General features: G+C 62.1%; 27 protein-coding genes. 20 read left to right on the top strand and 7 right to left on the bottom strand.

Going from position 1 to position 26,144, the window contains the following annotated elements; all coding sequences use genetic code 11:
* Window positions 1–15: 15 nt before the first annotated feature.
* A complete protein-coding gene (locus tag ACIQWP_RS09180; RefSeq protein WP_402785232.1) occupies window positions 16–384 on the bottom strand; it encodes a YraN family protein in 369 nt (122 codons plus the stop codon).
* The gene (rsmI, locus tag ACIQWP_RS09175) at window positions 377–1,285 is read right to left on the bottom strand and encodes a 16S rRNA (cytidine(1402)-2'-O)-methyltransferase (RefSeq protein WP_402785229.1); all 909 of its coding nucleotides are present in this window, start codon (window positions 1,283–1,285) and stop codon (window positions 377–379) included. Before rsmI ends, ACIQWP_RS09180 begins: the two co-directional genes overlap by 8 nt.
* Window positions 1,286–1,536: 251 nt before the next feature.
* Between rsmI and dnaN the strand changes: the two genes are divergently transcribed.
* The 7 genes from dnaN to ACIQWP_RS09140 all read left to right on the top strand — a co-directional run bounded on the left by dnaN (window position 1,537) and on the right by ACIQWP_RS09140 (window position 6,558).
* On the top strand, window positions 1,537–2,655 hold the full coding sequence (gene dnaN, locus ACIQWP_RS09170) for a DNA polymerase III subunit beta (RefSeq protein ID WP_402785226.1): 1,119 nt from the start codon (window positions 1,537–1,539) through the stop codon (window positions 2,653–2,655).
* Window positions 2,656–2,815: 160 nt separating this feature from the next.
* Window positions 2,816–3,409, top strand: a complete 594-nt coding sequence (pmtA, locus tag ACIQWP_RS09165; RefSeq protein ID WP_402785223.1) for a phospholipid N-methyltransferase PmtA — start codon at window positions 2,816–2,818, stop codon at window positions 3,407–3,409.
* Between the two features lie 8 nt (window positions 3,410–3,417).
* A complete protein-coding gene (locus ACIQWP_RS09160; protein ID WP_402785220.1) occupies window positions 3,418–4,005 on the top strand; it encodes a histidine phosphatase family protein in 588 nt (195 codons plus the stop codon).
* A gap of 1 nt (window position 4,006) precedes the next feature.
* On the top strand, window positions 4,007–4,699 hold the full coding sequence (gene pyrF, locus ACIQWP_RS09155) for an orotidine-5'-phosphate decarboxylase (RefSeq protein WP_402785217.1): 693 nt from the start codon (window positions 4,007–4,009) through the stop codon (window positions 4,697–4,699).
* Window positions 4,700–4,726: 27 nt separating this feature from the next.
* Entirely contained in the window at window positions 4,727–5,014 is a 288-nt protein-coding gene (locus tag ACIQWP_RS09150) for a DUF1330 domain-containing protein (protein WP_402785214.1), read from the top strand.
* 112 nt (window positions 5,015–5,126) lie between these two features.
* Window positions 5,127–6,107 carry a complex I NDUFA9 subunit family protein gene (locus tag ACIQWP_RS09145; protein WP_402785211.1) on the top strand — a complete coding sequence of 327 codons (981 nt, stop codon included), beginning with the start codon at window positions 5,127–5,129 and terminating at the stop codon, window positions 6,105–6,107.
* Between the two features lie 286 nt (window positions 6,108–6,393).
* Entirely contained in the window at window positions 6,394–6,558 is a 165-nt protein-coding gene (locus ACIQWP_RS09140; RefSeq protein WP_167459855.1) for a hypothetical protein, read from the top strand.
* A 70-nt stretch (window positions 6,559–6,628) separates the two neighbouring features.
* Here the strand turns inward: ACIQWP_RS09140 and ACIQWP_RS09135 are convergent, their stop codons facing one another.
* Complete coding sequence (locus tag ACIQWP_RS09135; RefSeq protein WP_402785206.1) at window positions 6,629–7,426, bottom strand: undecaprenyl-diphosphate phosphatase; 798 nt, start codon at window positions 7,424–7,426, stop codon at window positions 6,629–6,631.
* A 150-nt stretch (window positions 7,427–7,576) separates the two neighbouring features.
* Here ACIQWP_RS09135 and ACIQWP_RS09130 point away from each other — a divergent pair, with 150 nt between their 5' ends.
* The 5 genes from ACIQWP_RS09130 (at window position 7,577) to ACIQWP_RS09110 (ending at window position 12,675) form a co-directional block, all read left to right on the top strand.
* Complete coding sequence (locus ACIQWP_RS09130) at window positions 7,577–8,269, top strand: glutathione S-transferase family protein (protein ID WP_402785203.1); 693 nt, start codon at window positions 7,577–7,579, stop codon at window positions 8,267–8,269.
* Between the two features lie 113 nt (window positions 8,270–8,382).
* Complete coding sequence (queG, locus tag ACIQWP_RS09125; RefSeq protein WP_402785200.1) at window positions 8,383–9,540, top strand: tRNA epoxyqueuosine(34) reductase QueG; 1,158 nt, start codon at window positions 8,383–8,385, stop codon at window positions 9,538–9,540.
* A complete protein-coding gene (locus tag ACIQWP_RS09120) occupies window positions 9,540–10,412 on the top strand; it encodes an SDR family oxidoreductase (RefSeq protein ID WP_402785197.1) in 873 nt (290 codons plus the stop codon). The genes queG and ACIQWP_RS09120 overlap by 1 nt, the downstream gene beginning before the upstream one ends.
* 398 nt (window positions 10,413–10,810) lie before the next feature.
* The gene (locus ACIQWP_RS09115; protein WP_095433727.1) at window positions 10,811–11,179 is read left to right on the top strand and encodes a septal ring lytic transglycosylase RlpA family protein; all 369 of its coding nucleotides are present in this window, start codon (window positions 10,811–10,813) and stop codon (window positions 11,177–11,179) included.
* 206 nt (window positions 11,180–11,385) lie between these two features.
* Complete coding sequence (locus ACIQWP_RS09110; RefSeq protein WP_402785192.1) at window positions 11,386–12,675, top strand: RsmB/NOP family class I SAM-dependent RNA methyltransferase; 1,290 nt, start codon at window positions 11,386–11,388, stop codon at window positions 12,673–12,675.
* A gap of 7 nt (window positions 12,676–12,682) precedes the next feature.
* Here ACIQWP_RS09110 and ACIQWP_RS09105 read toward each other — a convergent pair whose 3' ends face one another.
* Entirely contained in the window at window positions 12,683–13,186 is a 504-nt protein-coding gene (locus ACIQWP_RS09105; protein ID WP_402785189.1) for an HPP family protein, read from the bottom strand.
* 215 nt (window positions 13,187–13,401) lie between these two features.
* Here ACIQWP_RS09105 and ACIQWP_RS09100 point away from each other — a divergent pair, with 215 nt between their 5' ends.
* From ACIQWP_RS09100 to ACIQWP_RS09085, 4 genes are all read left to right on the top strand, one after another.
* Window positions 13,402–14,691, top strand: a complete 1,290-nt coding sequence (locus tag ACIQWP_RS09100) for an imelysin family protein (protein WP_402785186.1) — start codon at window positions 13,402–13,404, stop codon at window positions 14,689–14,691.
* 45 nt (window positions 14,692–14,736) lie between these two features.
* Complete coding sequence (locus ACIQWP_RS09095) at window positions 14,737–16,296, top strand: di-heme oxidoredictase family protein (RefSeq protein WP_402786092.1); 1,560 nt, start codon at window positions 14,737–14,739, stop codon at window positions 16,294–16,296.
* The gene (locus tag ACIQWP_RS09090) at window positions 16,296–17,405 is read left to right on the top strand and encodes an imelysin family protein (RefSeq protein WP_402785183.1); all 1,110 of its coding nucleotides are present in this window, start codon (window positions 16,296–16,298) and stop codon (window positions 17,403–17,405) included. Before ACIQWP_RS09095 ends, ACIQWP_RS09090 begins: the two co-directional genes overlap by 1 nt.
* 114 nt (window positions 17,406–17,519) lie before the next feature.
* The gene (locus tag ACIQWP_RS09085; RefSeq protein WP_402785180.1) at window positions 17,520–18,605 is read left to right on the top strand and encodes a DUF1513 domain-containing protein; all 1,086 of its coding nucleotides are present in this window, start codon (window positions 17,520–17,522) and stop codon (window positions 18,603–18,605) included.
* Window positions 18,606–18,616: 11 nt separating this feature from the next.
* On the opposite strand, the gene ACIQWP_RS09080 is transcribed toward ACIQWP_RS09085, so the two are convergent.
* Complete coding sequence (locus ACIQWP_RS09080; protein ID WP_402785177.1) at window positions 18,617–19,297, bottom strand: GntR family transcriptional regulator; 681 nt, start codon at window positions 19,295–19,297, stop codon at window positions 18,617–18,619.
* Window positions 19,298–19,541: 244 nt separating this feature from the next.
* On the opposite strand from ACIQWP_RS09080, the gene ACIQWP_RS09075 reads away from it, so the two are divergent.
* Window positions 19,542–20,339, top strand: a complete 798-nt coding sequence (locus ACIQWP_RS09075) for an alpha/beta fold hydrolase (protein ID WP_402785174.1) — start codon at window positions 19,542–19,544, stop codon at window positions 20,337–20,339.
* A gap of 17 nt (window positions 20,340–20,356) precedes the next feature.
* Here ACIQWP_RS09075 and ACIQWP_RS09070 read toward each other — a convergent pair whose 3' ends face one another.
* Window positions 20,357–21,433 carry a DUF2252 family protein gene (locus ACIQWP_RS09070; protein WP_402785171.1) on the bottom strand — a complete coding sequence of 359 codons (1,077 nt, stop codon included), beginning with the start codon at window positions 21,431–21,433 and terminating at the stop codon, window positions 20,357–20,359.
* A 160-nt stretch (window positions 21,434–21,593) separates the two neighbouring features.
* Here ACIQWP_RS09070 and ACIQWP_RS09065 point away from each other — a divergent pair, with 160 nt between their 5' ends.
* The 3 genes from ACIQWP_RS09065 (at window position 21,594) to guaA (ending at window position 24,345) form a co-directional block, all read left to right on the top strand.
* Complete coding sequence (locus ACIQWP_RS09065) at window positions 21,594–22,043, top strand: PaaI family thioesterase (protein WP_402785168.1); 450 nt, start codon at window positions 21,594–21,596, stop codon at window positions 22,041–22,043.
* Window positions 22,040–22,681 (top strand): 5'-methylthioadenosine/S-adenosylhomocysteine nucleosidase, encoded by a 642-nt coding sequence (locus ACIQWP_RS09060; RefSeq protein WP_402785165.1) that lies wholly within the window; start codon window positions 22,040–22,042, stop codon window positions 22,679–22,681. The genes ACIQWP_RS09065 and ACIQWP_RS09060 overlap by 4 nt, the downstream gene beginning before the upstream one ends.
* Before the next feature lie 101 nt (window positions 22,682–22,782).
* On the top strand, window positions 22,783–24,345 hold the full coding sequence (gene guaA / locus ACIQWP_RS09055) for a glutamine-hydrolyzing GMP synthase (protein WP_402785162.1): 1,563 nt from the start codon (window positions 22,783–22,785) through the stop codon (window positions 24,343–24,345).
* 247 nt (window positions 24,346–24,592) lie between these two features.
* Here guaA and ACIQWP_RS09050 read toward each other — a convergent pair whose 3' ends face one another.
* Entirely contained in the window at window positions 24,593–26,086 is a 1,494-nt protein-coding gene (locus ACIQWP_RS09050; RefSeq protein ID WP_402785159.1) for a PLP-dependent aminotransferase family protein, read from the bottom strand.
* Window positions 26,087–26,144 lie beyond the last annotated feature (58 nt).

The following is a 26,144-nucleotide window of genomic DNA, read 5'->3' as shown; positions in this document are numbered from 1 at the left end:
GCTGTAACGCCATGCTTAAAACGCATCCGGAAAATGCAGCGGCCAGCGACCGGGTAGCATGGCGACGATGTCGTAGCGTTGCGACAGACGGGCGAAATCCGGTTGCCGGGCGAGCCACAGATCGCTGGCGGCGCGGATGCGTCTCTGTGATGACAAGGAAACCGCGTCGATCGCCTCCTGCGCGCCACGCCTCGATTTGACCTCGACGAAGACGGCCAGATCGGCCTTGCGGGCGACGATATCGATTTCGCCGAGCTTGGTTCGGTGGCGGATGGCGATGATGCGATAGCCCTTGAGCATAAGAAAGGCGGCGGCGAGATATTCGGCGACATGGCCACGCCGCCAGGCCTTTTGTCGTTTCAGCCTTTCGCCCGTCTCACCCATGGCGCTCCTTCATGTCGAGCAGGCGCTGGTAAAGCTCCTTGCGCGGCAGGCCGGTGAGGCGCGCAGCTTCGGTCGCGGCCTTGGCGGTCGGCATCGTCCCGGCAAGATCGGCCAGGATGGCATCGACATCAGCCTCCGCCGCGACGCTCTCCGCCGGCGGGCCGACGAGCCAGACGATCTCGCCCTTCACATTGTCGACAGTGTCATAGAATGCGGCGAGTTCGGAGAGCGAACCGCGGCGGAACTCCTCGAAGGTCTTCGTCAACTCGCGACAGACGGCGCCTGCGCGCTCGCCGCCGAGCACATCGGCGGCGGCGGCAAGGGTCGCGGTGATGCGATGCGGCGATTCAAAGAAGATGAGGGTGGCGGGGACGCCCGAAAGCTCGGCCAGCCGATCACGCTTGCCCTTGTCCTTGGCGGGCAGAAAGCCGGCAAAGAAGAAGGCGTCGTTTGGCAGGCCGGAGCCGACGAGGGCGGCAAGTGGCGCCGAGGCGCCTGGAATGGGAACGACCTTGTAGCCCGCTTCGATCGCCTGCACCGCAAGCCGGTAGCCGGGATCGGAGACGAGCGGCGTGCCGGCATCCGACACCAGCGCCACCGACCGGCCGGCTTCCAGCGCCTGCAGCAGCCGCGGACCGGCCTCATCGGCATTGTGCTCATGATAGGCATAGGGCCGGTTCTGGATGCCGTAGCGATCGAGCAGGACGCGGGTAACGCGGGTGTCCTCGCAAGCCAGAACATCGGCGCCGGCGAGCGTTTCCAGCGCCCTCAACGTAATGTCGCCGAGATTGCCGATGGGCGTCGCGACGAGATAGAGCGCCGGTTCGAGGGGACGGGCCGGAATTTGGTTATTGTGCAGACGGAAACTGCGCGCCCCGCCGCTTGATTGGTCTTCGTTCATACCGGTCCTGAATTCGCTTGGGATAAGCAGCCTTTATGGGCGAGGCGTGGGCTGACGGCAAGAGCGGTGCAAATCCTGTGAGCATTGTCGACGAAATGTCGAATTGGCGCTTGGCAATTGATCCATGCCTCTTGCATTCGGATGGAGAAGTCTGCCAAGTTGCCTGTCCAATCTTTCGGGCCTTGTCCGAAAACATGTCGCTCGGGCGCCTCGGGCCGCCCGGCAAGTCACGGTCGAAAGCGGTAGCATCCATGCGTATAACAATTGAGCGGTCGAACCTCCTGAAGTCGCTGAACCACGTGCATCGCGTGGTCGAGCGTCGCAACACGATCCCGATCCTGTCCAACGTGCTGCTGAAGGCCGACGGCACGAGCCTCGACATGAAGGCGACGGACCTCGATCTCGAAATCACCGAGGCGACGCCCGCCAATGTCGAGCAGGCCGGCGCCACCACGGTTCCCGCGCATCTGCTCTACGACATCGTGCGCAAGCTGTCCGACGGATCGGAAGTGCTTCTTGCCACCAACCCCGACGGCAGCTCCATGACGGTCGCCTCGGGCCGCTCGAAATTCTCGCTGCAATGCCTGCCGGAATCGGATTTTCCGGATCTCACCGCCGGCAGCTTCAGCCACTCCTTCAAGCTGAAGGCAGCGGATCTGAAGATGCTGATCGACCGCACGCAGTTCGCGATCTCCACCGAGGAAACCCGTTACTACCTCAACGGCATCTTCTTCCACACGATCGAAAGCGATGGCGATCTGAAGCTCAGGGCCGTCGCCACCGACGGCCATCGTCTGGCCCGCGCCGATGTTACCGCTCCTTCGGGCTCCGAAGGCATGCCCGGCATCATCATCCCGCGCAAGACTGTGGGAGAACTGCAGAAGCTCGTGGACACGCCAGATACGATCGTGACGGTCGAAGTATCCGACGCCAAGATCCGCCTGACGATCGGCTCCATAGTCATGACATCGAAGCTGATCGACGGCACCTTCCCGGATTATCAGCGCGTCATCCCGGCCAATAACGACAAGGAAATGCGGGTCGATTGCCAGACCTTCGCCCAGGCGGTCGATCGTGTTTCGACAATCTCATCGGAACGCGGCCGCGCCGTGAAACTGGCGCTGTCTGATGGTCAGCTGCTCCTCACGGTCAACAACCCGGATTCGGGAAGCGCGACCGAAGAAGTCGCGGTCGGCTATGAAATGGACCCGATGGAAATCGGCTTCAATGCCAAGTACCTGCTCGACATCACCGCGCAGCTTTCCGGCGAAGCCGCCGTGTTCCTGCTTGCCGATGCCGGCTCGCCGACGCTCATTCGCGACACGGCAGGCGACGACGCGCTTTATGTGCTGATGCCGATGCGCGTGTAGCGAAACCAAAGCGCCCTTCATGCGTTTATTCAAACGCAGGGGCGCTTTTATTTGGTCCTTTGTCGATTGCGACATTTTCTCTCGTTATTGCGGCATCCTATTGCAAGAACGCCGAGAAAGAATATGTAAGTCGCAACCATAACATCTGGTGGGGGAGAGCATGGCGCTGCGTCTCAAGGAACGGCTGGGCAAGAAGTTCGACGAAGAGATTCGTTTCTTCAGGGGCATGATGCAGGGGCCGAAGACTGTCGGGTCGATCGTTCCCACCTCCTCGATCACCGCCCGCAAGATGGCGGGTGTCATCAACCCGCAATCCGGCCTGCCGGTGCTGGAACTCGGACCGGGAACCGGGGCGATCACCAAGGCGATCCTCGGACGTGGCATCGAACCGGAGAATCTGGTCGCCATCGAATATTCGACCGATTTCTACAATCATCTCGTGCGACGCTACCCCGGCGTCAACTTCATCAACGGCGACGCCTTCGATCTTGATACGACGCTTGGCGTGCTGCGCGGCCAGACCTTCGATTCCGTCGTCTCGGGCATCCCGCTCCTCAACTTTCCGATGAAGGCGCGCGTCGCCCTGCTGGAAAGCCTTTTGGACCGTATGCCACCCGGCCGGCCGATGGTGCAGATTTCCTACGGACCGGTTTCGCCGATCATCGCCAAGCCGGATCGCTACCATATCCGCCATTACGACTTCATCGTCCGCAACATTCCGCCGGCCCAGCTCTGGGTCTACAGCCGCGGCTGAGGCAATCCATGTACGCTCTTTATATTACGCACCCGCAGGTGCGCATCGATCCCGATGTGCCTGTACCGCAATGGGGGCTTTCCGAGATCGGCGCGGCAAGGACGCGGTCGGCGGCGACGCATCCCTGGGCGCGTAAGCTTGGGCTGATCGTTTCAAGCGGCGAGCGCAAGGCGATCGAAACAGCCGAGATCCTCGCAGCGACGAGCGGCGCCGCAGTCGAGATCATCGAAGCCACGCATGAAAACGACCGCAGCGCCACAGGTTTCCTGGCGCCGCCGGAGTTCGAAAAGGCAGCCGACTGGTTCTTCGCCAACCCGCATGAAAGCTTCAAGGGCTGGGAGCGCGCCATCGACGCGCAGGCGAGGATCGTCTCGAATGTCGAGGCCATTCTGGCGCGGCACGATCCGAACATGCCGGTCGCCTTCGTCGGGCACGGCGGCGTCGGCACGCTGCTGAAATGCCATCTGGAGGGAAAGCCGATCGCGCGACAGGGTGATCAGCCGCCCGGCGGCGGCAATCTTTTCTGTTTCGATCTTGCGAAGCGCGCCATCTCATGCGACTGGACACCCATGGAAGACTGGATGGGATGGGCTTGATATGACCGCACGCGACCGCTTGATCGTTGGACTGGATGTTCCAAACCTTCAGGAGGCCGAGAAAGTGGTCGGCGCCCTCGGCGACGATATCCTCTACTACAAGATCGGCTATCAGCTCGCCTTTGCCGGCGGCCTGGAATTCGCCCGCGATCTCGCCGCCAGCGGCAAGAAGATCTTTCTCGACATGAAGCTGCTCGACATCGACAATACGGTCGCCTCCGGTGTGGAGAACATCGTCAAGATGGGCATGTCGATGCTGACGCTGCACGCCTATCCAAAGGCGATGAAGGCGGCCGTCGAAGCGGCCAAGGGATCGGACCTCTGCCTGCTCGGCGTCACCGTGCTGACCTCGATGGACGAAGAGGACCTGATCGCCGCCGGCTATGAATATGATCCGCATACGCTGGTGCTGCGCCGGGCCGAGCAGGCACATCTCGCCGGCATGGGCGGCATCGTCTGCTCGGCGGAGGAGTCAGCCGCCGTCCGCAAGATCATCGGGCCTGACATGGCGGTGGTGACCCCCGGTATCCGGCCCGCCGGCAGCGACAAGGGCGACCAGAAGCGGGTAATGACGCCGGCCGATGCCATCAAGGCCGGATCGAGCCATCTCGTCGTCGCCCGACCGATCGTCAAGGCGGCCGATCCGAGGCAAGCCGCCCGCGCCATCCTCGCCGAGATCGACGCCGCACTCTAAACGACAACAGCAAGCAGGGAGGAAAACATGCCAAAGGGATATTGGATCGCACGCGTGGATGTTCGCGACCTCGAGCGCTACAAGGATTACGTCGCTGCCGCGAAGCCCGCCTTCGAGAAATATGGCGCGAATTTCCTCGCCCGCGGCGGTGCCTTCACGCCGCTTGAGGGACAGGCGCGCGGCCGCAATGTCGTCATCGAGTTTCCATCGCTGCAGCACGCCGTCGACTGCTATAATTCGCCGGAATATCAGATCGCCGCCAAAATCCGCCAGCAGGTGGCGGACGCTGAAATGGTCGTCGTCGAAGGGGTTTGAACCCTTTGAAAAGCCGACGCTGCGATGCAGCGCGATAGCACTTCACCTCTGCGCCCGGATCGGCTAAGACGAAACCAGATAAGCCCAATCAAAGCCTTTCGAGGAGCCTGCCATGACCCTGTCCAACCTCCCGCCGCTCGTCACCGTGTTCGGAGGATCAGGCTTCATCGGGCGGCACGTGGTGCGTGCGCTTGCCAAGCGCGGCTATCGCATCCGCGTCGCGGTGCGCCGCCCCGATCTTGCCGGTTTCCTGGTGCCGCTCGGCAATCTCGGCCAGATTTCGATCGTTCAGGCCAATGTGCGCTACCGCAACTCCATCGACCGCGCCGTCGAAGGCGCCCAGCATGTCGTCAACTGCGTCGGCATTCTGGCTGAAAGCGGCCGCAACACCTTCGACGCCGTCCAGGAATTCGGCGCCAAGGCCATCGCCGAGGCAGCCCGCGGCGTCGGCGCTTCGCTGACGCATATTTCGGCGCTCAGCGCCGATGCCAAATCGCCTTCGGCCTATGCGCGCACCAAGGCCCGCGCCGAAGCCGCGATCCTGTCGATCAGGCCCGATGCCGTCATCCTGCGCCCCTCGATCGTCTTCGGGCCGGAAGACGAGTTCTTCAACAAGTTTGCCGACATGTCGCGCACAGCGCCATTCCTGCCGTTGATCGGCGGCGGCAAGACGAAGTTCCAGCCCGTCTACGTCGAGGATATCGCCGAAGCCGTTGCCCGCAGCGTCGACGGCAAGCTGAAGGCCGGCACGACCTACGAGCTCGGCGGCCCGGAAGTTCTGTCTTTTCGCGAATGTCTCGAGACGACGCTTGCCGTCATCAACCGGAAGAAGGCGCTCGTCTCCATCCCCTTCGGCCTTGCCTCGCTGATCGGCTCTGTCGCCTCGCTGGTGCCGCTCATCAAGCCGCCGATCACCACCGACCAGGTGACCCTCTTGAAGAGCGACAACGTCGTTTCCAAGCAGGCGGAAGCGGAAGGACGCACCTTGAAGGGCATCGGCCTGCTGCCGACGCTGCTTGTCTCCGTGCTGCCGTCCTATCTCGTGCGCTATCGCCCGCAGGGTCAGTTTACCGGTTCCGGCAAAGCCGCGTAGCGATTCGGCAACTCAAAAAAATCAGCGCCGCCCGGCTTCGTCGAGCGGCGTTTTTTGTTGCCTATGAGAGACGGATCGGAGCTCAGAGGCACTGGCAAAGCCTGTTCATTCACAGCTTAGCGTTGCTCAAAAGACGCACTGTGGAAATAGTAGCATTAACGTCAAATTTAATATGAACATTTATTGCTATTGCTCATCTCACTGACTAACACAGCCGCGCGTCTCAGGCTTGGACAATGAACCGGTCCGTGGCGCGCTTCACACTTCTGCGGAAAGGCATTCTTCGATGGGCAAGTCTATCGCGCTTCTGTTTGCGTGCGCGGCACTGGTGATTCTGGCCGGCTCTTTCGTAGCCCGCGGCAGCATCGCCTCGATCAAGGGCGAATGTGCGCCGACCTACGGCGTCGACCCCTGCACGACGGGTTCCATCGACACGTCCTCCCCGAACTGATCGGGCATGAAAAAGGCCGGTGAAAACCGGCCTTCGCTTTTTCCAGGATTGCTGGGTCTGGCGATCCGCCTCAGCCGAAGTAAAGCGCGATTAGGCCGACCGTGCCGACGGCGATACGCCACCATGCAAAGGGGGCGAAGCCGTTGCGGGAAACGAAGTCGAGCAGCGCGCGCACGACGAACAGCGCCGAGATGAAGGCGGTGACGAAGCCGATGACGATCAGCAGGCCCTGGTCCATGCTGAGATCGTGACGGCTCTTCCAAAGATCCAGCGCAAAGGCGCCCGCCATCGTCGGCATGGCGAGGAAGAACGAAAATTCGGCCGCCGAACGCTTGTCGGCTCCAAGCAGGAGCGCACCGACGATAGTGGAGCCGGAACGCGACGTTCCCGGGATCATCGCCAGGCACTGGAAGAAGCCGATCTTGACCGCCATCGGCCAGGAAAATTCGTAGGCGCTGGTATATTTCGGCGTGAACTTGATCCTGTCGATGACGAGCAGGACAATGCCGCCGAGGATCAGTGAGATACAGATGACCTTCGGCGAGTCGAACAGCACCGTCTTGATGAAATCATGCGCCAGCGCACCAATGAAGGCAGCCGGCAGGAAGCCGAACAGAACGGCCAGAACGAAGTGACGGGCCTTGACGCTGACGGGCAACGCCTTGGCGATCTGAACGAGGCGATTGAAATAGACGAGCAAGATGGCGAGAATCGCACCGAGCTGGATCAAAACTTCAAAAGTGCCGGCCGACTTGAAGCCGAGAAAATGTCCGAGCAATATCAGATGACCCGTCGAGGAGACCGGAATGAACTCCGTAAGCCCCTCCACAAGGCCTAAAACCAGCGCGATAATAATTTGTTCAGCCATATCGTGTCCTTTGTCAAACGGCAGGGCGGCCCGATTCGCTTGTGCAAACTAGGCCAAGATCCTATAGCTTCAACCGATGACAAATGACTAGGGTCGCAGAATCGCGACCCAAAAGACTCCATAGCATCAATCAGAAACACCCGAGTACCAATGCCGACGCTGTATCATCACCCCATGTCATCTTCCTCCCGGTTCGTTCGTCTGATCCTGACGGAATATGGCTACCAGACGGAGCTGATCGAGGAACAGACCTGGGAAAAGCGACGCGATTTCCTGGCGCTGAACCCCGCCGGCACCTTGCCTGTCTATGTCGATGACAGCATGCGGGCGCTCTGTGGCGCCTCCGTCATTTCCGAATATCTCGACGAGACGCACGGCGTGCTGAAGCGCGACCGCCGGCTCCTAGCCGAAGATCCGTTCCAGCGCGCCGAGATCCGCCGGCTGACGGAATGGTTCATGCAGAAGATGGAGCAGGACGTGACGCGGCCGCTGTCGCGCGAGCGCGTCTTCAAGCTGCAGATGACCGCCGAACAGGGCGGCGGCGCACCCGATTCCAAGGTCATGCGCATGGCGCGCGGCAACATCCGCCAGCACATGAAGTATCTGTCCTGGCTCGCGGGCTCGCGGCAGTGGCTGGCCGGCGAGCGGCTAAGCTATGCCGATCTTGCCGCCGCGGCCTCGGTTTCCGTGCTAGACTACCTGGGCGAGATCGACTGGACGGAATCGCCTGTTGCCAAGGAATGGTACCAGCGGCTGAAGTCACGCCCGTCCTTCCGGCCGATCCTGGCGGAGCGGGTGCGCGGCGTCACTCCGGTTTCGCACTACGCCGATCTGGATTTCTAGAGCGCTTTCGCTTTTCTTCGAACAGCGAAAACGCTCTATCTCTTTTTTCACGCAATTCCGGACGGAAAACCGCTAACGCACTTTTCCTGAAATTGCTTTGACGAGGGCTCGATATGCCCGATAATCGCGACGCAGAAAAAGCTGACAAGCAACGACGTACGCTGACCGCGTTCCTGCGCGAGGAAGCACTTGCCCAGGGCTTCGATCTCTGTCGCATCACGAGGCCGGATGCCATCCCCGAGGCTGCCGTCCGCCTCGGACAATTCCTCGACAAGGGCCATCACGGCACCATGGGCTGGATGGAGGAGACACGCGACCGTAGAGGCGACCCGCGCGTGCTCTGGAGCGAGGCCCGCTCCATCGTCGTCTTCGGCCTCAATTACGGTCCCGATGAAGATCCCCGCGGCATTCTGGAGAAGAAGGACAAGGCGGCGATATCAGTCTATGCCAGAAACCGCGATTATCACGACGTCATCAAGGGGCGGCTGAAGGAGATTGCAACGCGCTTTGCAGCGCGCTCGAAGGAGGACGTCAAGGTCTTCGTCGACACCGCGCCGGTCATGGAAAAGCCGCTCGCGGGCGCGGCCGGCCTCGGATGGCAGGGCAAGCACACCAATCTCGTCAACCGCGCCTTCGGCTCCTGGCTGTTTCTCGGCTCGATGTTCACCACGGCCGATCTCGATCCGGATCAGCCCGAGATCGACCATTGCGGCTCGTGCCGGGCCTGTCTCGACGTCTGCCCGACATCGGCATTCCCCGCGCCCTATCAGCTCGATGCGCGCCGCTGCATTTCCTATCTGACCATAGAACACAAGGGGCCGATCGACCCAGAGCTGCGGCCGATGATCGGCAATCGCATCTACGGCTGCGACGACTGCCTTGCCGCCTGTCCCTGGAACAAGTTCGCCAGTGCCGCCTCTGAAATGAAGCTCGTTGCGCGGGACGATCTCAAGGAACCGTCTATCGCCTTCCTGCTTGATCTCGACGACGCGGCTTTCCGTGCCTTCTTCAGCGGTTCGCCGGTCAAACGCATCGGCCGCGACCGGTTCATCCGCAACGTGCTGATCGCGGCCGGCAATTCCGGCGAGCGATCCCTTATAGAGAGATGTCGAGAATTGGCCGGAGACCCCTCACCCGTCGTGCGCGGCATGGCCGTCTGGGCGCTATCGCGGCTGATGACGGCTGGCGAATTCAAAGCATTTGCGGCACAAAGGCAGGACGAAGCGGACGAAGAGGTTCGCGCCGAATGGACATTGGCGGGAGTAACGTAATGCATGTGATGATTTTCGGCTGCGGCTATTCCGGAACGGCGATCGCCAAGGCCTTCGCCGGCTCCGGCATTCGCATCACCGGCACGACCCGCTCCGCCGACAAGGCGGCATTGCTGACGAAGGAAGGCATCGAGGCCTTCGTCTTCGACGGCGAGACGCTCGATCCCGCTCTGGCCGAGGCGATAACAACAGCGACGCATCTGGTGCAATCGATCTCGCCGGGCAATTCAGGCGATCCGCTGCTGCGGCTGGCGCAGCTCAATCTCAAGGCACTGATGCCGAAGCTGGAGTGGGTCTGCTATCTCTCGACTGTCGGCGTCTATGGCGACCATAAGGGCGCCTGGATCAGCGAACAGACATCGCTGCATCCGATCGCCGACCGTTCGGTCGAACGTGTCGAGGCGGAAGACGGCTGGCTGCGGGTCGGCATCAGGCTCGATCTTCCCGTCGCCGTGCTCAGGCTTTCCGGCATCTACGGTCCTGGCCGCAATGCCTTCTGCAATCTGGAAAAGGGAACCGCGCGGCGGCTTATCAAGGCAAACCAGGTCTTCAACCGCATCCGTGTCGAGGATATCGGCGCCTGCGCCCACTTCCTGTCCGAGCGCAAACTCGGCGGCATATATAATGTCACCGACGATGAGCCTGCGCCGCCGCAGGATGTCGTTGCCGAGGCCGCCCGCCTGATGGGTGTCGAAGCGCCGCCGGAGCAGCCGTTCGAAACGGCGGAGCTGACGCCGATGGCGCGCTCCTTCTATGGCGAGAACAAGCGCGTTTCGAACGCGAAGCTGCGGGCGCTCGGCTTTCCCTTTCGCTACCCTGAGTATCGCATGTCGCTTGCCGAACTCTGGTCCTCCGGACAGTGGCGCGGCTAAGAAAATAGCTCTTCACACCAAGCGGAATCGCACGAAAATTCCTACTTAGCCGGCTGGCCTAGTTCAATTTGCTCCGCGTTTATGGTTAACGACCTCTAAAATTGCACAAATGGGGCAATGATTATGGCGAAGTCGGAAAATTATTTTTCCTGTTTTCGTGATCCCTGGCATTGTCGCGCATCCGCGAGAAAATTCATTCCATTTTTAACTGATTTTATTAGGTTTTTTCCACAATCAAGCAAATTCGCCGAATAGCCATAGTATTCCCTCAATATCACAAATGTTACAGCTCGTAACATTCCGTGATATTAAATGGCACTTTTTCGCCATTTTTGGCCTGATTTAAGCCCCGCCGCCTACCCAAGGCGCAAGTTCAATAGCTTGAGGGAAAAATCGGTTTGAAGAAAATCGCACGTTCATTGGCGATCGCCGCAACTATATCCGCCTCCTTTGCTGTCGTTTCGACACCGGCATTTGCATCCGCTGGCTGCGGAGGCGCTTCATGGTACGGGGGAAGCTCCAAGACTGCTTCCGGGGAACGTATGAGTTCCAGAAATCTTACTGCAGCCCATCGTTCGCTTGCCTTCGGTACGCGCCTCCGGGTCACCAACAAGCATAACGGCCGCAGCGTCGTCGTTCGTATCAACGACCGTGGGCCTTTCATTCGCGGACGCGTACTAGACCTTTCCCGTGCTGCCGCGCAGAACATCGGCATGGTCGCCTCCGGCACCGCCAAGGTCTGCTACGAGGTCGTCGCCTCGAAGTAATCGTCGATGGCCGGAACCACCGGCAAATCGGCATGACGCTTGCTCTCTCGGTCAATCGCGGCTACCACGCGATTGAGACGTCTCGAAATCCGCCGGCATAAGCATTATTTGCGCGGATTGGCGAGTTGTCAGCGGTTTTGGTAGTGCGCAGCTTCCCAGGATGAGCTCCAATGGGTTCCGGGTCGTGCGCAAGCAGGAGAGTGTGAATGCGTCTGGGCGGCCGATTGCAGGGGGCCATCGAAGTTCTTGCCGATATCGAAGCGCGCAAGCGACCGGTGGCCGATGCCCTGAAGGATTGGGGTCTTGCCCATCGCTTCGCCGGTTCCGGCGACAGGGCCGCGATCGGCAACATCGTCTATGACGCGCTACGGATGCGGCTTTCGCATGGCTGGCTCATGGGGGACGATAGTCCCTCGGCGCTTGCCCATGCCGTCCTCTTCCGCCAATGGGGCCTGACGCCCGAGGCACTGGCCGCCGAACTCGACGGCGATAAATTCGCGCCCGAGGCGCCGAGCGCCGAAACGCTTACCGCCTTTGCCGCCCGCAAGCTCGACGATGCGCCCCTTCACGTCCAGGGCGATATTCCCGAATGGGTCGAGCCTTCCTTCAGCCAAGCCTTCGGCGATGGCTGGCTCTCCGAAGCGCAGGCTCTTTCCGAACGCCCGACGCTCGACCTTCGCGCCAATTCGCTGAAGGCGGACCGCGCCAAGGTCGTGAAGGCCCTGGAGCGCGCCGGCGGGCAGGCATCGAAAATCGCCCGTTTCGGCATCCGCATTCCCGCTGGCGAAGGCGCGTCCCGCCTGCCGAACGTCACGGCCGAGCTCTCCTTCCAGAAGGGCTGGTTCGAGGTGCAGGACGAAGGCTCGCAGATCGTCGCGGATCTGGTGCTGCCCGAAGAGGGCGACCAGGTGCTCGATTATTGCGCCGGCGGCGGCGGCAAGACGCTCGCCATGTCGGCCGCGATGCACAACAAGGGCCAGGTCCATGCCTATGACAGCGACCGGCGGCGGCTGGCGCCGATCATCGAACGATTGAAGCGGGCCGGCACCCGCAATGTTCAGGTCCATGACGAACGCAACGGCCTGCTTCAACTGCGCGGCAAGTTCGACAAGGTTCTGGTCGATGCCCCCTGCACCGGCACGGGCACCTGGCGGCGCCGTCCCGATACGAAGTGGCGGCTGACGCAGAAGAACCTCGACGAGCGCACCAGTCAGCAGCAGGAGGCCTTGGCTCAGGCCGGCGAATTCGTCCGTCCCGGCGGCTCGCTGCTCTATGTCACCTGCTCGGTGCTGCCGGAAGAGAACGAGGTGCAGGTGAACCGTTTCGCCGCCCAGAACCCCGACTTCGATGTGGTGGAAACGCTTGATGCCTGGGAGAAGCTGTTCGGCAAGGATGCCCCTCAGCCCCGTTCGTCGGATGGCAAGACCATCACGCTCACGCCGGCCTCCACGGATACCGACGGGTTCTTCTTCTGCCGCCTGCAGCGGAAGGGGTGAGGAAAAATCATTCCGCTCGCAGCGGATATTGCTGCCTGGGCGGAATAAGATGATGCAGCACGGCGATCGCGATCAGCAGAAGGCCGCCGAGCGCGACGACCGTAAACAGCGTCCATGCCGACAGATGCGATCCTAAAGCCACCAGCGGCACGGCGCCGGCCGGCGGATGCGTGACCCGCAAGATCAACATTCCCGCAATGGCGAGACCGACCGCGACGGCGGCCGCCCACCACAGGCCCGGAAGCAGTGCCATGGCAAGGCTGCCGACGAACGCAGCCAGAAGATAGCCGCCGAGCACATTGGCCGGTTGCGCCAGCGGGCTTTTCGGCTGGCCGAAGATCAGCACGGCCGTCGCACCGAAGGGCGCGATCAGCAGCGGGATGCCGGTTGCCACAGCCAGGCCGCCGACGGCGGTCATGCCGGTAACGGCGCCGATGCCCGACTTCAGATGCCCGTGCCAATGACCTTTCGGCTCATGACGATGAATAAAATGCTTCAAATGATGGCGCATGGAAGATCTTCGCGATCCGGCTGAAATCTAGTTGCCTGTTTTTTGACCTGCATCTGCTGCTTTTTCAAGCAAATCCATTCCATTCACAATGCGGAAGTCAAGAATTTCACGTCTTATAATCGTTCTAAACTAGAGCGTTTGACACAAGTTTGTTTTTCATACATGACACAAAATGCCAAGTTTTGACGGTGCCCCCGCTGTCACAGGAGAGGAACATGAAACTAAAGATCAATGTTGGCGCCGCGCTCGCGGTGGCCGTTGTCACGACTGCCGCTTATGGCCTGCCGGCCTACGCAGCCGCTCCGGAACCGGCGGCCGTCGTCAAGCATTATGCGGAACTGGCCCATGCCAAATATCAGGACTCCCTGACGACGGCGAAGGCTCTCGACAAGGCGATCGACGCTCTGCTCGCCAACCCGAGCGACAAGACGCTGAAGGCAGCGCGCGCAGCCTGGATCAAGGCTCGCGTTCCCTATGCGCAGACGGAAGTCTATCGTTTCGGCAACCCGATCGTCGACGACTGGGAAGGCAAGGTGAACTCCTGGCCGCTAGACGAGGGCCTGATCGACTATGTCGACGCCTCCTACGGCACCGAAAGCGACGAGAATGCGCTCTATGTCGCCAATGTCATCGCCAACAAGTCGATCAAGATCAACGGCAAGGACGTCGACGCCTCGCACCTCAGCCCGGAATTCCTGTCGGGCACGCTGCATCAGGCCGGCGGCGTCGAGGCCAATGTCGCGACGGGCTACCACGCCATCGAATTCCTGCTCTGGGGCCAGGATCTGCATGGCACCGGACCTGGCGCCGGCGAACGCCCGGCCACGGATTACGATCTGAAGAATTGCACGCACGGCAATTGCGACCGCCGCGCCGAATATCTGCGATCCGCTTCGACGCTGCTCGTTTCCGACCTTCAGGACATGACGGACAAGTGGGCGCCGGATGGTGAAGCCACCAAGCATGTCGAAGCCGATCCGAATGCCGGTCTCACCACCATCCTGACCGGCATGGGCTCGCTCTCTTACGGTGAGCTTGCCGGCGAGCGCATGAAGCTCGGCCTGCTGCTGCACGATCCGGAAGAAGAGCAGGATTGCTTCTCCGACAACACCTACAACGAGCACAATGGCGACGCCATTGGCATCGCATCTGGCTATAACGGCAACTATACCCGCGTCGACGGCACCAAGATGAAGGGTCCGTCGCTGCATGATCTGGTCAAGGCCAAGGACCCAGCACTCGACAAGGAAATGGAAGGCAAGCTCGACACGACGCTTTCGGCCATGAAGGCGCTGGTGCATCGCGGCGAGACGGTCGAGAAATACGATCAGATGATCGGCGAAGGCAACAAGGAAGGCAACGCCACGGTCCAGAAGGCCATCGACGGCCTGCTCGACCAGACGAAGAGCATACAGCGCGTCATCGCCGCCCTCGATCTCGGCACGATCAAGCTCGAAGGTTCGGACAGCCTGGACAATCCGAACGCCGTCTTCAAGAAGAAGTAATGAGGGAGGGTGGCAGCGCAACCAGGCGCTGCCACCCCGCTATCCATGACAGGTTTACCGGCCAATAGAGCCCTTTTGCCCGCCCTTGCCGCGGGTTTTCTGGTTTTCTCCATTACGCTGGCCGCCGCCGATATTCTCGATTTTCCGAGCAGCCGCACCGACCTCTCCTCCGAGGAACTGAAGCGCGTCCACGACGTCACCCGCGCGACCAGCAATTTTCTCAAGGCCGAGCCTTACGAAACGATGCAGGGCGGCGCGCCAACCTCGATCGACAAGGTCACGCGCGATATCTTCTCGCAGCCTTCCGCCAACCTGAACGCGGAGCAGGGGCAGGATTTTCACCTCGGTAACGCGCTCTTCCGCAAGCTCTGGGTTTCGGCCCCCTCCTCCACGCAGGCGTCCGATGGGCTTGGCCCGCTGTTCAACGCGCGCTCCTGCCAGAGTTGCCATATCCGCGACGGCCGCGGTCATCCGCCGGAGACGGCGGGAGCCCCCGCGACCTCGATGGTACTGCGCCTGGGCCGGCCGGCCATCACCCCGGAGGAAGAACAGGCGGTCAAGGAGTTCCGCGCGCTGAATTTTCCGGACTCCACTTATGGCAAACAACTGCAGGATCTCGCCGTGCCCGGCCTTGCCGCCGAAGGCAAGGTGACTGTCAGCTACAGCGAGGAGACGGTGACGCTTGCCGGCGGCGAGACCGTGACCTTGCGCAAGCCGACATACGGTGTCAGCGATCTCGCCTACGGGCCGATGGACGCCAACACCACGCTTTCGCCGCGCATCGCGCCGCCGATGATCGGCCTTGGCCTGATCGAAGCCATTCCCGATGCGGATATCCTCGCCAATGCCGACCCGGACGGCAAGAAAGGCAGCGGCATACACGGTCGCCCCGCCATCGTTCGCGATCACCGCACCGGCCAGCTCGCGCTCGGGCGCTTCGGCTGGAAAGCCCAGAACGCCACCGTGCGCGACCAGGTGGCCGACGCCTTCTCGGTCGATATCGGCATTTCGACGCCCGACCGGCCCAATCCCTATGGCGACTGCACGCCTAAAGAAGCGCGCTGCCTGACCATGCCGACCGGTGTGCAGAAGCGGCTGGGCGACACGGAAGCGCCGGACCCCGTGCTTCCCCTCGTCACCTTCTATTCCGAAAATCTTGCCGTGCCGGCCCGCCGAGGGACAGGCTCTGCCAACGTGCTGCACGGCAAGGACATGTTCTACCGCTCCGGCTGTGCCGCCTGCCATACGCCGAAATTCGTCACCCGCGATGGCATCAAGGGCAGCGACGGCAAGGATTCGCCGCAGGCCTTCCAGCTGATCTGGCCCTATTCCGACTTCCTGCTGCACGACATGGGCGAAGGCCTCTCCGACGGGCAGCAGGTGGGCGTCGCATCCGGCAGCGATTGGCGCACGCCGCCCCTCTGGGGTATAGGCCTGACACAGACGGTCAGCGGCCAGCAGGCCTATCTGCATGACGGCCGCGCCCGCACATTGACCGAAGCCATCCTCTGGCATGGAGGAGAGGCGGAAAACGCCCGCAACGCATTCGCCGGTCTTTCAAAGGACGATCGGCAAGCCCTCATCAACTTTCTGGAGTCACTCTGATGCACCACTGGAAAAGCCTTGCAGCCAGCCTTCTCCTCACCGTCGCCGCCCTGCCCGCCCATGCCGAGGACGCGACGACCACCGGCGCCGGCCTGAACGAGGCGGCGGTGCCGGCAACCCTGCAGAAGGCGGTGGATGACGTCATCCGCCCGGGCTACCGCGCCATGCACGACTCCGCGTCAAAGCTGACGGTAGCGATGAAGGCGCTTTGCGCCGATCCCACCGATACTACCCTTTCCGGCGCGAAGTCCGCCTTCGGAGATACGGTGAAGAGCTGGTCGCGCATCGAGATCGTCGACACTGGCCCGATCATCGACAAGAACCGCTTCGAACACATCCTCTTCTATCCCGACCGCAAGGGCGTCGGCCTCAGGCAGGTGCAGGCGCTGATCGCCAAGGCTGACGAGCACGACACGACCGTCGAGGCCGTCGCCGGCAAGAGCGTGGCGCTCATGAGCATGACGGCGCTGGAATATGTGCTGTTCGGCAACGGGTCCGACGTTCTAGGCAAGGACAAGCAGAGCTTCCGTTGCCGCTATGGCGCGGCGGTTGCCGGCAACATCGAAAGCACGGCCAAGGCAATCGCCGACGAATGGGACGCGCCCGATGGCGTGCAGAAATCCTGGAAGTTTCCGGGCAAATCCAGCGACGACTTCATGGACAACAAGGAGGCCGTGACCGCACTGCTCGGCATCCTCGTCCATGGGGCCGCCAATGTCCGCGACCAGCGGCTGGAAACCTTCTACAAGGGCGATCCGGCGGCGACACGGCCGAAGATGGCGATCTACTGGCGCTCGGCCAATACATGGACCTCGTTCACTGGTAATATCGAAGGCCTCAGAACGCTCTGGGAAAAGGCCGATATGGCAAGCCTGCTTCCCGCCGACAAGCGCGCCGCCGCCGCCAAGATCGACGGCCTGCTGAACGAGCTTGCGACGACGGCGCCGACGATCAATCCGGATATCGAGGCTGCCATCGGCAACGATGCCGAGCGCGCCAAGATCGACAAGCTGCTCTCCGTCAGCCGCGACCTTGCAACCAGCTTCAGCGACCAGTACGGCGGCGCCATCGGCCTTTCGGCCGGTTTCTCCTTCGCAGACGGAGACTAGAACATGATGCCGAAAAGTGTTTGCGGTTTTCGGGCGACATCATGTTCTACTTCTTCGATTTTAGAGCGGATGATTTTAGGTCGAACAGACCTAAAATCATCCGGCTCTGGGCGCATGCGCAGCGGCCTCATCGATCGAAGAGCTTTCGTCAAGGCGGCAGGGCTGACCTTTCTCGCTGCCTTGAAACCCGGTGCCCTGATGGCGCTGGAACGGGCCGACGCCGTCTATGCCTCCGGCATTCGCGCCGCCGACGGTTCCTTTGCCGTGGCGACGGTGACCGAGCAGGGCCGCATCGTCGATCAGGTCGCGCTGCCGGCCCGTGCCCACGGCATGGCCTTTTCGAAGGCGACCGGCAAGACCGTCGCCTTCGCGCGCCGTCCCGGCACCTATGCGATGATCTTCGATCCCTGGAACAAGGCCGAGCCGATCGTCATATCAGCCAAAGAGGGACGGCATTTCTACGGGCACGGCACGTTTTCGCCTGACGGCAAACTGCTTTATGCCAGCGAGAACGACTTCGACGACAATCGCGGCATCATCGGGCTCTACGACAGCGGCAACCGCTTTGCCCGCATCGGCGAATACGAGACCTATGGCGTCGGCCCGCACGACATGACGGTTTCGGACGATGGCAGGTATCTGATCGTCGCCAATGGCGGCATCGAGACGCATCCGGATTTCGGCCGCACCAAGCTCAACCTCGACCATATGCAACCGTCGCTGACGCTGATCGATGCGGCCACCGGCCGACTGATCGAGAAGCACACGCTGCCGGCGCAATATGCCCAGGTCTCGACCCGGCACGTCGATGTCGATGCCAGCGGCCGGGTCTGGTTTGCCTGCCAGTACGAGGGCCACCGCAACGACCTGCCGCCGCTTGTCGGCCATTTCGCGAGGGGCGAGGACCTGAGTTTCGTCACCTTGCCCGACGATACGACCCGGGCGCTCGGCAACTATGTCGGCGCCATCGCCGTCAACCGCGCCGAAAACCTCGTGGGGGTGACATCACCGATCGAAGGAACCTCGGTGACGCTGGATGCAAAGACCGGCAAGGTGCTGAAGGTGGAAAGCATCGCTGATGCGGCCGGAATCGCGCCCGCTCCTCGCGGGTTCGCCGTATCCTCGTATGATGGAGATTTCCTGGGCGAGCACAGCGACGTCGCCTGGGATCAGCATATCGTGCGCATCGCCCGCAGCTGATTTTCCAGGCCTCAGTCAGCCTTGCTGGCCTCTATGAAGCGACGCAGGGCCGTCGCCGCATTCAGCATATGTGCTCGCATGCGCCGCGACGCCATCTCGCCATCACCCTCGGCGATGGCCTGCATGATGGCGTCATGTTCAGCTCTGGAGCGATCGAGGCGCTCATCCTGCTGCAACTGTGCGCGGCGGAAGGCGGTCAAGCGATTGCGGATAGCGATCGCTTGTTCGGCCAGAAAGCTATTATGCGTTGCGTGATAGATCGCCTCATGAAAAGCGCGATTGAAGGCATCGTAGGCATCGAAATCGCCCTTCTTCACGATCGTCGCGGACGCATCGTGCAGCTCGATCAGATGGCTGCGCTCCAAAGGCGTCATGCGATAGGTGGCAAGCCTCACGCACATGGCCTCGATTTCCGCCACCGTCTCGAACATCTCCATGATGCGCTCCGGTGTCATGCGGGCAACGACCACGCCGCGCCGGGGCCGTACCTCGACCAGACCGCTCACCGCTAGCTGCCGCAGTGCCTCGCGAACCGGCGTGCGCGAGGCACCGAAACGATCGGCCAGCTGCTGCTCGTCGAGTGCAGCACCCGCCTCCAGACGTCCAGTCGCGATCTCGTCCGCCAAGGCATTGCGAATACGGTCCGACAGCAATTCGCGGTCGTCGGCGGCATCTTCGAGTTCATTTGTCATTTTCGACCTCCCGGCCCTTTCGCTTCGTCTCGTATGCAACATCACCTCTACGACCACACTTTGCATGCAAAATATCAATCACGCAACTGTTACGTATTCAATTATTGACCACTTTCGACGATGGGAATACAAAAATCATCAATGAGCTTCATCCTGCATACACACAGCCGCGAAAATAGCGGCCCAGAATGCAGCAAAGCCAGCGACTGCCGATTTCATCCCTCCGATGCAAAGGACCAGGATCATGATGATAACCAGACGGAATTTCTCGGCGGCACTTTTTGCCGGCGCCGCCGCCTCGCTCGTTTCCACCAGCGGCATGGCCGCCGCCAGCACACCCCTCGCCGCAGCGAAGGCGGCACCGCAAAAGGCCCGCAACATCGTGTTGGTGCATGGGCTCTTCGCCGACGGTTCCTGCTGGTCGGAGGTCATCGCGCGGCTGCAGGCAAAGGGGCTGAACTGCACCGCTGTACAGAACCCGTTGACCACGTTGCCGGAAGCCGTTGCCTCCGCCCAGCGCGTTCTCGACCGCCAGGATGGCCCGACCGTTCTCGTCGGCCACTCCTTCTCGGGCATGATCGTCACCGAAGCGGGCATGCACCCGAAGGTCTCGTCGCTGGTCTATGTCGCAGCCCGCGCCCCCGACGCCGGCGAGGATTACACGGCGCTCGCCAAGACCTATCCGACGCCGCCGGCATCGGCCGGTATCGTCTTTGACGGCGACGAGGGCCGTTTGACCGAAGAAGCTTTCCTGCGCGACTTTGCCGGCGACCTCCCCGAAGCCAAGGCCAAGGTTCTCTACGCCGTGCAGGAGCCGTTCCAAAAAGAGCTCCTCACCGGCAAGACGACGCAGGCTGCGTGGCATTCGAAGCCGAGCTGGTATGCCGTCTCCACCGAGGACCGGACAATCAACCCCGATCTCGAACGCTTCATGGCGAAGCGCATGGGCGCCAAGACCATCGAGGTGAAGGCAAGCCATCTTGCGCTGATCTCCCACCCCGATACGATCGCTCATCTGATCCTCGAAGCGGCCGGGCACTAGGCCGACAGGTCGCCGGCCTACCCCTTGCGCGCAAACTCCGTCTGCTCCGCTGTGACTGCTGCCGCAGCCGCCTTTGCGGCCGCGCGTAGCCAATCAGGACCTCGCCTGTCGAGATCGGCGAGAATGCCAGGAATGAGCGACGCATCGTTGGCGTGGCAATTGGCGATCTCGAAGCCCATCAGATCCAACATGTCGGGCGAGAGCAGCACCTCAGCGTCGCCCTCGACCTCGATCTTGCGGCTGTTGGGCGACAGGCGGCGCACCAGCAAGCCCGCACCCACCTGATACCGCGGATCGGGCGAGCGTGCCCGCCCGCCGGCGATGACACCCGTCCGGATCGTCTTGTCCGACGGATCGTGCATCAGCGACCAGCCCGATTGCAGCAGCGCCTTGACCTCGCGCAGGACAGGGCCGCCGCGCCATTCTATGTAGGCGACGAAGCGTGGGCGGCCAAGGCTGCCGGTGCCGGCGAGGCGCGGCTTCGGCTCGAAGGCGGTTGCCGGATCGGGCAAGGCCCTGTGCAGCGCTTGAATATAGCGATCCGCGACAGGGCCGCTTGCCGGCGCCAGGTTGCGATACTTTTCCCAGAAGGCCTTGCGCTCGGCATTCGGCAGCAGCACGGCATTGCGCAGCCATTTGTAGTCGCGCTCGAGAATGACGGGAGACGGCTTGCGCAAGCCGCGGCGATAGCCGGCGAGGATGCTGTCGGTGACCACGCGCGGCGTCGGGCCGTCCTCGCCGCGCGCCAGCATCGCACTCGTCGCCAGGCGCACGAGATCGAGCGCATAGGGCATGACGGCAGCCTCGTCGAAATCATTGGCGCCCCAGACGAGCCGGCCCTCCTCATCGCGCCAGGTGCCGAAATTTTCCAGATGCGTGTCGCCGATCGCCAATGGCTGCGGCGCGTTCCTAAGATCGGGGCAGATATCGAGCATCGTTTCGGCCCAGCGCCAATAGGTGCCTCGCAGGAAGGAGAAGCTGTCGGCCTTCATCAGTCTGTGCTTCTTTTCCAACCCGGCCTCGACGAGATCGGCGCCGAGCTGCGCCCGCATCCAAGTCTCGTAGGCCGCCACCGATTGCAAGATCGTCGTCATCTGCGCCCTCATCACGCTTCGTCACTTCGGATAGCATGGCGATCCGATCGAGGAAATTCGATGTCGGCAGGCGAAGCCGGAGCGCTTCGCCTTTTCCACCGGATAACCCTTGTCCTTGCCGCTTCTCCATGCCAATTTCGCACCCGCGAAAGGGGACGGCATGACAGAAGTAGACAGCGGCGATTTTCGAGCCCGGATCAGAACGAGCTTCGAGCGGCAGGCGGCGATGGCGACCATCGGTGCCGAACTGACACGCGTAGAACATGGCGCGGTCGAGATCGAGCTGCCGTTCGACGTCAAGCTGACGCAGCAGCACGGCATCCTGCATGCCGGCATCATCGCCGCCGCGCTGGATTCGGCCTGCGGCTTTGCCGCCTACAGTGTCATCGATCCCTCCGCGTCGATCCTGACGATCGAATTCAAGATCAATCTGATGTCGCCGGGACGCGGCGAGCGTTTTCTGTTTCGCGGCGATGTCACCAAGCCCGGCACGACGATCATCGTCGCCGATGGCCGCGGCTATGCCATTGGCGACGGACCGGCCAAGCTGATTGCCTCGATGACGGGAACAATGATGGTCATCCGGGGCAGAGAGGGAATTAGCGGATGAAATTCGAATTGAAGCGGGTATCGGGCAAATCGATCCTGTTCGTCATGGCGGCCGAGGCCGAATACGGGCCCTTCCTGCGCTCGCGCATCGATCCGCTGATGACGGGTGTCGGCCCCGTCGAGGCCGCCATCGCGCTGACCCGCACATTTGCCAAGCTCGAAGCTCAGGACGACCTGCCCGATCTCGTGGTGTCTCTTGGCTCGGCCGGTTCCGCCAGGCTGGAGCAGACGGAGGTCTATCAGGTCACCTCGGTTTCCTACCGCGACATGGATGCCTCGCCGCTCGGTTTCGAGAAGGGCCGCACGCCGTTCCTCGATCTGCCCGCGACGATCGACCTGCCGCTGCGCATCCCGACCATTGCCGAGGGCAGCCTTTCGACAGGCGCCAATATCGTTTCCGGTACGGATGCCTACGCGCGCATCGGCACAGACATGGTCGATATGGAAACCTTTGCCGTGCTGCGCGTCTGCCAGATCTATGGTCTGCCGCTGATCGGGCTGCGGGGGATTTCCGACGGGCAAGTGGAATTGCAGCGCATTTCCGACTGGACCGAATATCTGCATGTGATCGACCGCAAACTGTCCTATGCCGTCGATGGGCTGTTTACCGCGCTGGAAGACGGGGTATTCTGGTTCTGAGGGCCGAAACCGCCCTATGTGAGGACAATCGGGACAATAAAATCGGCGCTCGCGTGATTTGCCCGATTGCCAGGGAAAGCGCTTTTCATTAAAGGCTCGCCATGACCCAGACAGCACATCCAGACACCGTTCTCATCGTCGATTTTGGCAGCCAGGTGACGCAGCTCATCGCACGGCGCGTGCGCGAAGCGGGCGTCTACTGCGAAATCGTTCCCTTCCAATCCGCCGAAGCCGGCTTTGAGCGGCTGCGGCCGAAGGCCGTGATCCTCTCCGGTAGCCCGGCCTCGACCGTGGACGAAGGCTCGCCCAGAGCGCCGCAGATCATCTTCGACAGCGGCATCCCGGTGTTCGGCATCTGCTACGGCCAGCAGACCATGTGCATGCAGCTTGGCGGCAAGGTGGAGAGCGGACATCACCGCGAATTCGGCCGCGCCTTCCTCGACGTCAACAAGGATTGCGCGCTCTTCGAAGGCCTGTGGTCCTCCGGCTCGCGCCATCAGGTCTGGATGAGCCACGGCGACCGCGTGACAGCGCTGCCCGATGGCTTCGAAGTCGTCGCCACCTCCTCGAACGCACCCTACGCCTTCATCGCCGACGAGGCACGTAAGTATTACGGCGTGCAGTTCCATCCGGAAGTCGTGCATACGCCCGATGGCGCCAAACTCATCGGTAACTTCATCCACAATATTGCAGGGATCAAGGGCGACTGGTCGATGTCGGCCTATCGCGCCAAGGCGGTGCAGGCGATCCGTGATCAGGTCGGCGACAAGCGCGTCATCTGCGCGCTGTCGGGTGGCGTCGATTCCTCCGTCGCAGCCCTTCTGATCCACGAAGCGGTCGGCGATCAGCTCACCTGCATCCTCGTCGACCACGGCCTGATGCGTAAGGACGAGGCGGCCAATGTCGTCGCCATGTTCAGCGAGCACTACAATCTGCATCTCCTGCATGTCGATGCTTCCGACCGCTTCATCGGCGAGCTGGAGGGTGTCAGCGACCCCGAGACCAAGCGCAAGATCATCGGCCGCCTCTTCATCGAGACCTTCGAAGAGGAAGCCAAGAAGCTCGGCGGCGCCGATTTCCTCGGCCAGGGCACGCTCTATCCCGACGTGATCGAAAGCGTTTCGTTTACCGGCGGCCCCTCGGTCACCATCAAGTCGCACCACAATGTCGGCGGCCTGCCGGAGCGCATGAACATGCAGCTCGTCGAGCCGCTGCGCGAACTCTTCAAGGACGAAGTGCGGGCGCTCGGCAAGGAGCTTGGCCTGCCCGACAGCTTCATTGGCCGCCACCCCTTCCCGGGTCCGGGCCTCGCCATCCGTTGCCCGGGCGGCATCAGCCGCGAGAAGCTGGAGATCTTGCGCGAAGCCGATGCCATCTATCTCGACGAGATTCGCAAGGCCGGCCTCTACGACGCCATCTGGCAGGCATTTGCCGTGCTGCTGCCTGTCCAGACCGTCGGCGTCATGGGCGACGGCCGCACCTATGAATTCGTCTGCGCGCTGCGCGCCGTGACCTCCGTCGACGGCATGACCGCGGATTTCTATCACTACGACATGGAATTCCTCGGCCGCGCCGCGACGCGCATCATCAACGAAGTCCGCGGCATCAACCGCGTTGTCTACGACGTCACGTCGAAGCCGCCCGGCACGATCGAGTGGGAGTGAGGGGAAAAACCGGGAAATTCGGGGTTTCGGTTCTGCGATAGATTTGCCGCTGCTTCATGGGTTGAAAGGGCGTTGGGCGACCTTGCTCTCAATCACGACCATCGCTCATGAGATAGTGATGCTCGAAGCGTAACAGGGCGCTTGATCGCCAGCGTTGACGCACAAAGGGCTGGACAGTCTGCTCGTCGGTCCAACCCGCCGTTTATCGAGACCGGCTGATCTGAGCTCGGGAAGTGAGCCACCGTATTCATCCGTATTTGAGATGCGCGAACACGGCCGCCAGACCCCTTGTGCCGAGATCGGCCTCGGCATGCGTCAAGCCCGAGAAGCCGAGCAAGAGGCCGTGACGGGGCATGGGTGCCACATGCATGGGCGAAATTGGCAGAACCGCAACGCCATGCCGGCGCGCTGCCTGCGCCAACGCGACATCGTTGTGTTCCGCGTCGGGCCGAGCCAGAAGATGGACGCCCTGGTGCGGGGAATTCACCTGCAGATGATCGGACAAGCGCGCGCGCAACAATGACACCAGCACGTCGCGCGAGGCGCGATAGGCCTCGCGCAGCCGTCGCAGATGGCTCGAGAAATGCCCCTCGGCCAAAAAGTCGGCCACCACCAATTGCTGGAATGGCGCGGGGAAACGATCAAGTAGCGTTCGCATCACCCGAAACGCGGGCACCAGATCTGCCGGCACCACCAGATAGCCGAGGCGCAGGCCCGGCAACAGAGCCTTGCTGAAGGTACCGGCATAGATAACGCAATGATGCTCATCGACGCCTTGCAAAGCCGCCAGCGGCCGGTCGTCATAGCGGAACTCGCTGTCGTAATCGTCTTCGATGACCCAAGCCCCCGTGGCGGCCGCCCAATCGAGGAGCGCCAGACGCCTCGCCATCGAGAGAACCGCCCCGGTCGGGTATTGATGGGAAGGCGTTACATAGACGGCCCGCGGCTTGACGGCGAGCGCCGCCAGCACGGTGACGTCGAGGCCATCGCCATCGACCGGCACGGGCGCCAGCCCCGCGCCATGGACCGTCAAGGCAAGCCTGGCCGGCGGATAGCAGGGGTCCTCGACCGCCACGAAATCACCCGGGTCGATCAGCGTGCGGATTGCCAGATCGATCGCTTGCTGCGACCCCGCCGTGATGAAGATGCGATCGGGCGTGCAGCGCACGCCGCGCGCTGCCAGGAGATAGGCAGCCACCGCTTCGCGCAGCACCGTCTCGCCCTGGGGATCGCGGTAGTGGTCCGACAGGGCGCCGAGATGGCGATGGCCGATGCGGGTCAAGACAGCGCGCGTCTTTGCATCCGGTGGCGTCCGGCCAGTGACAAAGGGTATCTGCAAGGAAGGCTCGGACAATTGGGGCGGGGGCGCGGTCACGGCGCGAGCGGCGCGGGAGAGCAAGCGGCCAGGCTCAGGCCGGTTCCATCCCGCCCCGCCCGAGCGTCCTGTGCGCTCCGGCACATCGGTTGAGACATAGGTGCCGGAGCCGGCGCGGCCGACCGCATAGCCTTCGCTCATCAGCGTTTCGTAGGCCTCGGTGACAAGGCCACGAGACATGCCCCACAGGCGCGCCGCCGCGCGCGTGGATGGAAGCCGCGCCCCCGGCGGCATGCGGCCGGCAACGATCTCCTGGCGCAAAGCAAGATAAAGCTGCCGGACAAGCGGCAGGCCCGATGCCCGATCAACCTCGATATCGACCAGATGCGCGGTGCCTTCGCGCCGGCGAGAATCTTCGGCTGTCACCTCCGCCTCCGCAAGAGTGGCCCCCGGAAGTCAATCCAAGTGGACCTGTCATTTTGAC

This window comes from Rhizobium sp. NPDC090279, from assembly GCF_044769665.1.
In the GTDB taxonomy this organism is placed as follows: Bacteria; Pseudomonadota; Alphaproteobacteria; order Rhizobiales; family Rhizobiaceae; genus Rhizobium.
Note: the sequence above shows the minus strand (reverse complement) of the source record. Positions and strands in the feature narration are given on the sequence as shown.